This window comes from Salinivibrio sp. IB872 (assembly GCF_001995345.1).
GTDB classification, from domain to species: domain Bacteria; phylum Pseudomonadota; class Gammaproteobacteria; order Enterobacterales; family Vibrionaceae; genus Salinivibrio; species Salinivibrio proteolyticus.
In genome coordinates this window covers 78,157-87,320 of the sequence record NZ_MUFO01000011.1, presented here as the reverse complement: position 1 = coordinate 87,320, position 9,164 = coordinate 78,157, and the positions used below count along the sequence as shown (strand labels likewise).

At 53.1% G+C, this 9,164-nt stretch carries 6 protein-coding genes; 4 read left to right on the top strand and 2 right to left on the bottom strand.

Annotated features, from left to right (window positions below):
• Nucleotides 1-229 precede the first annotated feature (229 nt).
• Complete coding sequence (locus BZJ18_RS06805; RefSeq protein WP_077455844.1) at nt 230-1,753, bottom strand: CYTH and CHAD domain-containing protein; 1,524 nt, start codon at nt 1,751-1,753, stop codon at nt 230-232.
• Between the two features lie 222 nt (nt 1,754-1,975).
• Here BZJ18_RS06805 and BZJ18_RS06800 point away from each other — a divergent pair, with 222 nt between their 5' ends.
• From BZJ18_RS06800 to BZJ18_RS06785, 4 genes are all read left to right on the top strand, one after another.
• Entirely contained in the window at nt 1,976-2,656 is a 681-nt protein-coding gene (locus BZJ18_RS06800) for a TIGR00153 family protein (RefSeq protein WP_069590816.1), read from the top strand.
• A gap of 28 nt (nt 2,657-2,684) precedes the next feature.
• Nucleotides 2,685-3,941, top strand: a complete 1,257-nt coding sequence (locus tag BZJ18_RS06795) for an inorganic phosphate transporter (protein ID WP_077455843.1) — start codon at nt 2,685-2,687, stop codon at nt 3,939-3,941.
• 128 nt (nt 3,942-4,069) lie between these two features.
• Nucleotides 4,070-4,681 (top strand): TIGR04211 family SH3 domain-containing protein, encoded by a 612-nt coding sequence (locus tag BZJ18_RS06790; protein WP_077455848.1) that lies wholly within the window; start codon nt 4,070-4,072, stop codon nt 4,679-4,681.
• A 166-nt stretch (nt 4,682-4,847) separates the two neighbouring features.
• Entirely contained in the window at nt 4,848-6,098 is a 1,251-nt protein-coding gene (locus BZJ18_RS06785; RefSeq protein ID WP_077455842.1) for a multifunctional CCA addition/repair protein, read from the top strand.
• Here BZJ18_RS06785 and BZJ18_RS06780 read toward each other — a convergent pair.
• Nucleotides 6,095-9,160: an error-prone DNA polymerase gene (locus tag BZJ18_RS06780; protein WP_077455841.1), complete on the bottom strand. Its 3,066-nt coding sequence runs from the start codon at nt 9,158-9,160 to the stop codon at nt 6,095-6,097. The two genes, BZJ18_RS06785 and BZJ18_RS06780, sit on opposite strands and share 4 nt — an antisense overlap.
• Between the last annotated feature and the right edge of the window lie 4 nt (nt 9,161-9,164).

The following is a 9,164-nucleotide window of genomic DNA, read 5'->3' as shown; positions in this document are numbered from 1 at the left end:
ATAGCGTTAGTGGTGAGCTATCTAAGAAAATGTGGCTTTAACATGGCGGATATAAGGCAAATACTGGCTTCTATCCGCCAATTTAGGCGTTGGTCGGTAACGACCACTCTCTAACAAAAAATATCGCGATCGCGGCCTACGGCCGCTTATCAAAAAGAACCCCGCCTAAAAAGGCGGGGTTCGTCAGCAATCTGAAGCAGCTCAAGGAGCTGCTTTTATAAGAAGGCATTTAATCTTGCCAATAGGGGGTAAGCGTCAGGCCTGTTTGTCGACTTTGCGTCATCGCGTGTAATAACGACTCTTCTTTACGCGCCAACCATTTTTCTGCTTGCTTCTTATCTTCGTCGTCGTCCAGCTCTGCCACCAGTTCACGCACAGGCTCGAGCAAACGCAGCTCTTCAATGCCTTGTAACATATCCAGCCAAGGCAGGCGGAACGCTTTGCGCCGGCTTTTATCAAACAAAGACGCGAGGCAGGTACCCAGTAACAAGTTGCGTTGCAGTCTTGGATACTGATCAAAATAGTCGTGCCGCGTCAGGGTTTTCGTCTCATCAAAAACCGCCAACAGCTCTTGCCAAGAATCCGGCAAGGCTTTGTCGGCAAATTGTTGGATAGGCTGGGCAAGCTTTTCTTCCGCTTTGTCATCCAAGAAAGGCTGCCACCCTTTGGATAAAATCCAACGACTTAAATCCAACAGCAAGTTGCAGTAACGTGACGCATGGAGCAGCGCAACCACGTCTTCTCGCTCAGGCAAGGTTTCGTGCTTGTCTTTCAGTGCCTTAACCAAGGGTTTGCGGGCATTAAGTTTGCGTAAATATTGCCCCTTATCTTCGCACAAACGTGCAATGGCGGTGGCATGGTCAAGCCAAGCTAACTCGCCTTCAAACCATTGCAGCTCTTGGCGCAAAAGGGTGCTAGCACGACGAGGCACCACACTACCAAACAACGCAAGCGATTGACGAATCAGTAATACTGCATACCGGATTTCTTGCAAAGCATCGAGCGATTCGCGCTCAATGTAGATTTGCTCATGGTAATGCCAATGGCTTAGCGCATGTTCCAAAATACGGATCAGCGCTTTTTCTTGGCAGTCGTCATCACGTAACTTCACAATCGACAATGCCGTGACCGGATCGCCTTGGTAACCCGTTGCTAAACGATAGCCACGTGCAGCCTTACTTAAATTACCAAGACGCACGCCGCCTTCATCAGCCAAGTTACGTGCCAGTGAGAACAAGGCATCGGTTTGACCAGAAATCAGCTCCAGTTCAACCTCAGAAATCACGTCTTTATCACCCGCATCCGTCGACACTTCGCCTTGATCACAGGCCAGTTCGATCTGGCTGCCGTCTTCGGTCGCCAACAGCCACTGACGGCGCACAAAATCAGTCGAAAATAGCGGCTGAAGTTGACTCGCAAGCGCTTGTATATCTAATCCATCGGGCCATGCTTCGACCGGGATCAAAGAAAGGTCCGGCTCAGGTCCGTTAAGCTCGGCGTTGTACTCTGGGCGTTGATGTAGCCCAGCGACCACCCGGCCCGCCGTTTTCAGCGTTTGAATATAAACGCCGTCAAAGCGGCGCACTCGCAAACCGATATCGTGTTTGCGTAGGGTAAAATCTGGCGTATCAAAGTAGATGTTTCCCAGCTCGCGCTGGCTCTGCTGTAGCTGCTTAACACCGACAATTTTATCGCGAATGCGGTGAGAGAAGTCAGAAGAGACAAAAAACTTGAGCTCTATCTCAGTGTCCATACGGGTACCTATAGCCAATTGCCAGACAAGGATATGAACAATTGATCCTGTCGGCAAGTACTGGAGTTATCAGGCTTGATCAGGCGCAATGAGGGTGAGATCACAAAAGCTGTTTCTTTAACCAATGTTCTGCGCTACCATTCGCCGCTCCGATATACCATCGTTGAACGTTTGGCCTCCATTTTGCCCTCTGGGCACGAGGCAACCAGGTAGATTACGGCTATGCCAGTAAATACAATTGTCGGGCTGTTTGCAAAAAGCCCAATTAAACCCTTACAACGCCATGTTAATCGTGTGAACGATTGCTGTGCGTTACTCATTCCTTTTTTTAACGCCTGTGAGCGTCAAGATTGGGAACAGGCTAACCAACTGCGTCAGCAAATTTCTGATATTGAGAAAGACGCAGATACACTGAAACGCAATATACGACTCAAACTTCCCCGCGGTCTCTTTATGCCTGTTGATCGGACAGACATGCTGGAGCTGCTCACCCAACAGGATAAGTTGGCAAACTTGGCAAAGGATATCGCTGGCCGCGTGATTGGCCGTCAGCTCCGTATGCCCCCCTCGATGAATGATGCCTTTATCGCCTACGTCCAGCGTTGTTTGGATGCAGCCGATCAAGCACGCCGTGTGATCAATGAACTGGAAGAGTTACTAGAAACTGGGTTCAAAGGCCGCGAAGTGACCTTGGTGGCAGAAATGATTCATCAGTTGGATGTGATTGAAGACGATACCGACTCCATGCAAATCCAACTTCGCCAAGCATTGATGGCTGTCGAACACGAATATAACCCGGTCGACGTCATGTTCTTGTACAAAATCCTTGAGTGGGTCGGTGAAATCGCCGATCAAGCGCAGCGTGTTGGCGCGCGCTTAGAGGTGATGCTTTCCCGTTCCTAACCGAGTGATGTAATAACAAGGTACTACAATGGAAATCCTGATGAATCACGGGACCATTTTAATTATGGTCGCCGCGGCTTTTGGTTTTTTAATGGCAATTGGTATCGGCGCCAACGACGTCGCCAATGCAATGGGCACGTCGGTCGGCTCTAAAGCGCTGACCGTGAAACAAGCCATTATTGTTGCCATGATTTTTGAATTTGCTGGCGCTTATCTTGCTGGCGGCGAGGTAACAGACACCATCCGAAAGGGGGTAATTGACACCGCACTCTACGCGGATCAACCGCTTGAGTTGGTGTTTGGTATGATGTCAGCCCTGCTGGCTGCTGGCACTTGGTTACTCCTTGCCTCATACATGGGCTGGCCAGTCTCGACGACCCACTCTATTATTGGTGCCATCATTGGCTTTGCCTGCCTGTCCGTCGGTTCTGAGGCGGTGGATTGGCACACCGTACAAAGCATTGTGGGCAGTTGGATTATCACACCGCTTATCTCGGGCATCTTTGCCTACCTCATCTTCCTCAGTGCACAACGCCTTATCTTCGATACCGATCATCCGGTGCTAAACGCCAAACGCTTTGTTCCCATTTATATGTTTATCACCGCGTTTATTATCGCGATGGTAACCATTAAAAAAGGCCTTAAACACGTTGGTCTTCACCTCTCCGCCTTTGAGGCCATTAGCGCGTCTATCGTGCTTTCTGCGCTGATTATGTTCTATGGGGTGTACTATATTTCCCGTAAATATCGCGGCGACGAAAGTCAAGGCTTTCAAGGCGTTGAGCGTATTTTCAGCTTATTGATGGTCGTCACCGCTTGTGCAATGGCATTCGCGCATGGTTCTAATGATGTGGCTAACGCAATTGGTCCTCTATCAGCGATTGTGGCCACGGTACAAAACCTGGGAGAAGTGGCTGAGAAAACCCATATCGCTTGGTGGATTCTGCCTATGGGCGGCATCGGGATCGTAGTCGGTTTGGCTACACTCGGACACCGAGTGATGGCCACCGTGGGATCAGGCATTACTGAACTCACCCCAAGCCGCGGTTTTGCTGCACAATTGGCGACCGCAAGTACCGTCGTCGTCGCTTCAGGAACAGGCCTGCCTATCTCAACCACCCAAACTTTGGTGGGAGCGGTGCTCGGCGTCGGCTTTGCCCGTGGTATTGCCGCACTCAATTTAGGCGTAGTGCGTAACATTGTCGCCTCTTGGCTTATCACGCTACCGGCTGGCGCCTTGCTAGCTGTGATCTTTTACCATGTGATGACCGCTGCATTTGCGTAAACTGAGCGAGTGATGTCAAATCACGGTCAAAAAAAGGGGAGCATGGCTCCCCTTTCCTTTTGGCCTATGGCACTATGCGCAACAAAGGCGATGTGTCCCATACTGAAAAAACGCAAAGGACCCCAGACGTGAAACACCTGTATTCTGCTCTTATGTTGCTGATTGTACTTGTGGCCCCCCGTGCAATGGCAGAAAACTATATTTCCGACGAATTGTTTACCTACATGCATTCTGGTCCAGGTACACAATATCGCATTATTGGTAGCGTCGATGCGGGCAATAAAATCACCGTATTAAGCCGCGACCGCGATGCAGGTTATACCCAAGTGGTTGATAGCCGTGGCCGTAAAGGCTGGGTAAAAAGTGATTACGTCACCACGCAACCGGGCTTAAAAGAGCGACTGCCTGCACTAGAAGCGGAGCTGAAAAGGGTTAAATCCGCGCTGGCCAGCGCCCAAGATGATGCCAAAGCACAGCAAAAAGGCTTGGTTGAATCGCTAGCAAAACGCAACGAACAAATTTCGAAGCTGGAAGCACACAGCAGCGATCTCAATAAGAAATTGATTGAGGCACAAAGTGAAATTCGTGCACTGCGCGCCAAGATTGATACCCAAAAAGACGACCTACTAATGCGCTGGTTTACCTACGGCGGCATGGTGGCCGGCGGCGGCTTACTGTTTGGCCTTGTGCTGCCACACCTTATCCCACGTAAAAAACGTCGCCGTGACGGCTGGGCATAATGACTGAAGAAGGCTGCCTCGGCGGCCTTTTTTATTGCAACCGCCACGCCAATTTTCAGGCACAAAATATCCGTGCTGCATTTCAATATGTATACTTGGGAAAGAAATCGGAGTCAGCATGGTTGCCATGCCAGATTCCAAGGTTAATCCAAACAAGGAGTCTCGTGTGAAACATTATCTTGTCGGCGGAGCAGTACGTGATGCGCTATTAGGCCTGCCGGTCACAGATAAAGATTGGGTGGTCGTGGGCGCGACCGTCGAGCAAATGCAAGCGACCGGTTACCAGCAAGTCGGCCAAGACTTCCCCGTGTTTTTACACCCCACCACACACGAAGAATATGCCCTCGCCCGTACCGAGCGTAAATCAGGCCAAGGCTACACCGGGTTTATTTGCGACTTCTCACCAGATATCTCACTGGAAGTGGACCTTCAGCGCCGCGATCTCACCATTAACGCCATTGCCCAAGACGAAGATGGCAGCTTGATTGACCCGTATGGCGGTCAGCAAGATTTACACAACCGGATTTTGCGCCATGTCTCGCCTGCCTTTAGCGAAGATCCATTGCGGGTCCTCAGGGTGGCACGGTTTGCCGCCCGTTTTGCGCCGCTCGGCTTTACCCTTGCCGACGACACCTTAGCGCTGATGAAAACGATGGTCGCCAAGGGCGAACTCATCCACCTCACCCCTGAGCGGGTTTGGCGCGAGTGGGAAAAAGCGCTTGGCAGTGATTGTCCCGATGTGTTTCTTGCTGTGCTGCGCGATTGCGGTGCCCTAGCGGTAGTACTTCCAGAAATCGACGCCTTGTACGGCGTGCCGAATCCAGCCAACTGGCACCCTGAAATCGACACCGGCATCCACACGGAAATGGTCAGCCGTTATGCCGCCTCATTGACCGACGACAAAGCCATCCGCTTTGCCGCACAAGTCCATGATCTCGGTAAGGCCCTCACCCCTGCCTCTATTTTGCCCGGCCATCGCGGCCACGGCGATCGCGGGCTGCCCGTGATTAAAGATTTGTGCGAGCGACTACGTATTCCCAACGCCTATCGGGATTTGGCCTTGGTGGTCAGTGCGCACCACTCCAAAATTCATAAGTGCGATCAACTCAGCCCTGAGCATTGGGTAGCGCTGTTTAATCAGATCGATGCGTGGCGCAAACCCGAGCGGGTCGAGCAACTGGCCTTGGCGTGTTTGGCCGATGTCCGTGGCCGCAAGGGACGTGAAAATTATCACTATCCACAAGCCGACGCCTTACGCGAGCGCTTTGCTTGCGCGCAACAGGTAGAGGTTAAGCCAATTGTCGACGCAGGTTTTAAAGGGGCGGCGATTCGTGATGAGCTACATCGCCAGCGTATTCAAGCGGTAGCCGCGTGTCCGGCGCCCACCTGTCCCGACGCGGTTAGCGCGTCGCGTTAACGGAATTCACGTGCGGCCACCGACAAGGTGGTGAGCGTCGGGGTAAGATCAATCAACTTACCGGCAATCACGTGCACCACCTCGCCCTGTCGCTCGACAATGCCATGCACTTTCAACACCTTGGCTTGCATAAAAGCACGGGATTGCGCCCGTGCCGTCCCCGCCCAAACCACCACATTGATATTGCCCGTATCGTCTTCCAAGGTGACAAAGGTTACGCCACTGGCCGTACCGGGGGATTGCTTGCCCGTCACCACCCCCGCTACCGCGACCCAGCTTTGCGATGCACACTGTGATAACTCAACACCACGGGTAAAACGCCCCAGCGTGCCGGCTTGCGCCATCAAACGAATGGGATGATCGGTGAGCGACAGCCCCAAGGCCGCGTAATCTTCAATCACGTTCTGCCACTGGGAAGGCGAATGAGGCAACGCCACCTCATCGTCACTGGCGGCGAGTAACGGCAACTGCCGCTGCTGATCCATCAGCGCCCAGCGCGCCTGAAAGCGGTTACCAGCCAGCGCTGCCAATGCGCCACTACTGGCTAGGGCTTGATAGGCATCGCGGTCAAGATGAATCCCTTGCAGTGCCGACAAAGACGTAAATCCCGTCTCTGGACGATGGGCCAGCAATCGGTCTATTGCCGCCATGCTTAATCCTTTGACTAACCGCAATCCCAGCCGCACGCCCCACTGTTCGCCAACCTTTTCTAAGCAATGATCCGCTCCCGAGTGTTGCACACAAACCGGCAACACAGGCACCTGATGGCGCGTGGCGTCTTGCATCAATTGTGACGGTGAGTAAAACCCCATCGGCTGGCTATTAAGCAAGCCGGTGTAAAACGCGGCGGGATAATAATGCTTTAGCCACGCTGATACATAGGCCAAAACCGCAAACGAAGCCGAGTGGCTCTCTGGAAAGCCATAATCACCAAACCCACAGATTTGTCGGTAAAGCTGCTCGGCAAAGTCGGCGCGATAGCCTCGCGCAGTCATCCCTGCGATCAATTTGTCACGAAACGGCGCCAGTCCGCCCTTTTTCTTCCAGGCCGCCATCGCGCGGCGCAGCTGATCCGCTTCTCCACCGGAAAAGCCGGCCGCCACCATCGCCAGTTTGATCACCTGCTCTTGAAAAATGGGCACCCCGAGCGTACGCGCCAGCACTTGCTCAACAGCTTTAGACGGGTAGCTCACCACTTCTTCTCCGTCGCGTCGCTTTAAATACGGATGCACCATGTCACCTTGAATCGGACCGGGGCGGACAATGGCAATTTGGATTACCAAATCATAATAACAAGCCGGTTTGAGCCGCGGCAGCATACTCATTTGTGCTCGCGACTCAATTTGAAACACTCCCACGGTATCGGCGTGCTGAATGCGTGCAAACACCGCCGGATCGTCGCCTTGTTGGGTGATCGCCGCCAAACTCAAGCGAGGGCCACCGCTTTGGGCAATCAAATCAAAGGTACGTCGAATCGCGGTGAGCATCCCCAGTGCCAGTACGTCGACTTTCATCAGATGCAGCGTTTCCAGATCGTCTTTATCCCACTGGATCACCGTCCGCTCTGCCATCGCCGCATTTTCCACCGGCACCAACTCATACAAAGGCCCATCTGCAATCACAAAGCCACCGACATGCTGAGAAAGGTGGCGTGGAAAGCCGATCAATGTCTGGGTCAGCGACAGCCACTGTTGGCTTTTCGCGCTTTTAGGATCCAGGCCCAACTGCTGAAGTTGCTGCGTCCAAGGCTGGGTTTTATCGCGCCGATTGAGGTTTTGAATAAAAAAATCAATCTGGCTAGCGGGGATCGCCAACGCTTTGCCCACATCGCGCAATGCACTTTTAAGCCGATAACGGATCACGGTTGCCGCTAAGGCGGTCCGCTCACGACCATATTTTTGATACAAATACTGGATCACTTCTTCACGGCGCTGGTGCTCAAAGTCCACATCAATATCCGGCGGCTCGTCGCGCTCTTTGCTAATAAAGCGCTCAAACAGCACATCGACTTTGCACGGATCCACCGCGGTGATCCCTAAGCAATAACACACCACCGAGTTCGCTGCCGAGCCGCGCCCTTGGTATAAGATCCCACGCGACTGGGCAAAGCGCACCAGATCGTAAATGGTCAAAAAGTAATACGGGTAATCCAGCGCCTCGATAAGCGCGAGCTCTTTTTCAATGGTGGCTCCCACGTCACGGGGAACACCTTGTGGGAAGCGCTGCTGTGCGCCTTGCTTGACCGCCTCACGCAGATACGCCATCGCAGACTCGCCAGTCGGCACCACTTCTTTGGGGTAGCTGTATTTAAGGCTCGCCAAGGAAAACTGACACTGGGCGGCAATCTTGGCACTTTCCGCCAGCCACTCAGGAGGAAATAAAGCGTGTAATTTAGGCAACGGGCGTAAGGCGCGCTCTGCATTGGGCACTAGTGTCCGCCCCAACGCCGCCACCGGCTGACGATGTCGAATCGCCGTTAAGGTATGATGTAACGCCAGCCGCTCAGGGTGATGCATCAGCACATCACCACACGCTGTCACACGAAGCGCATACTGGCTTGCCAGCATGCGACAGTGCGCCAGATACGGATGGTCGTTATCCGCTAGATCGCGCCGCACAGCCAGATACAAGCGCTCAGCATGATAACGCAGCAGCCACGTCGCCCAGTAATGATCGCTCTCCGCGCCACTGGGTAGCCATAGCACTATGCCATGACGTACCGACATCAGATCCCACTCGCTCAGCTGGTAGTCACCTTTGTGACTGCGTCGCCGCGCATTGGTGATAATCCGACACAGCTCTTGGTAAGCCGCTTGGGTGGGACACAATAGAACAACATCTAACGCCTGCAGGCGAAAGCGGCTGCCAATAATCAGCGAAAGCTGCGGATAATCACGCTGGGCTTGATACGCACGCACCACGCCTGCGACCGAGCATTCATCGGTGATCGCGAGCGCTTGATAGCCCAATGTTGCCGCTTGCGCCACCAGCTCTTCCGGGTGTGAGGCGCCCTCAAGAAAGGAAAAGTTGCTGCAACATACCAGCTCGGCATACGTACTCATCGCT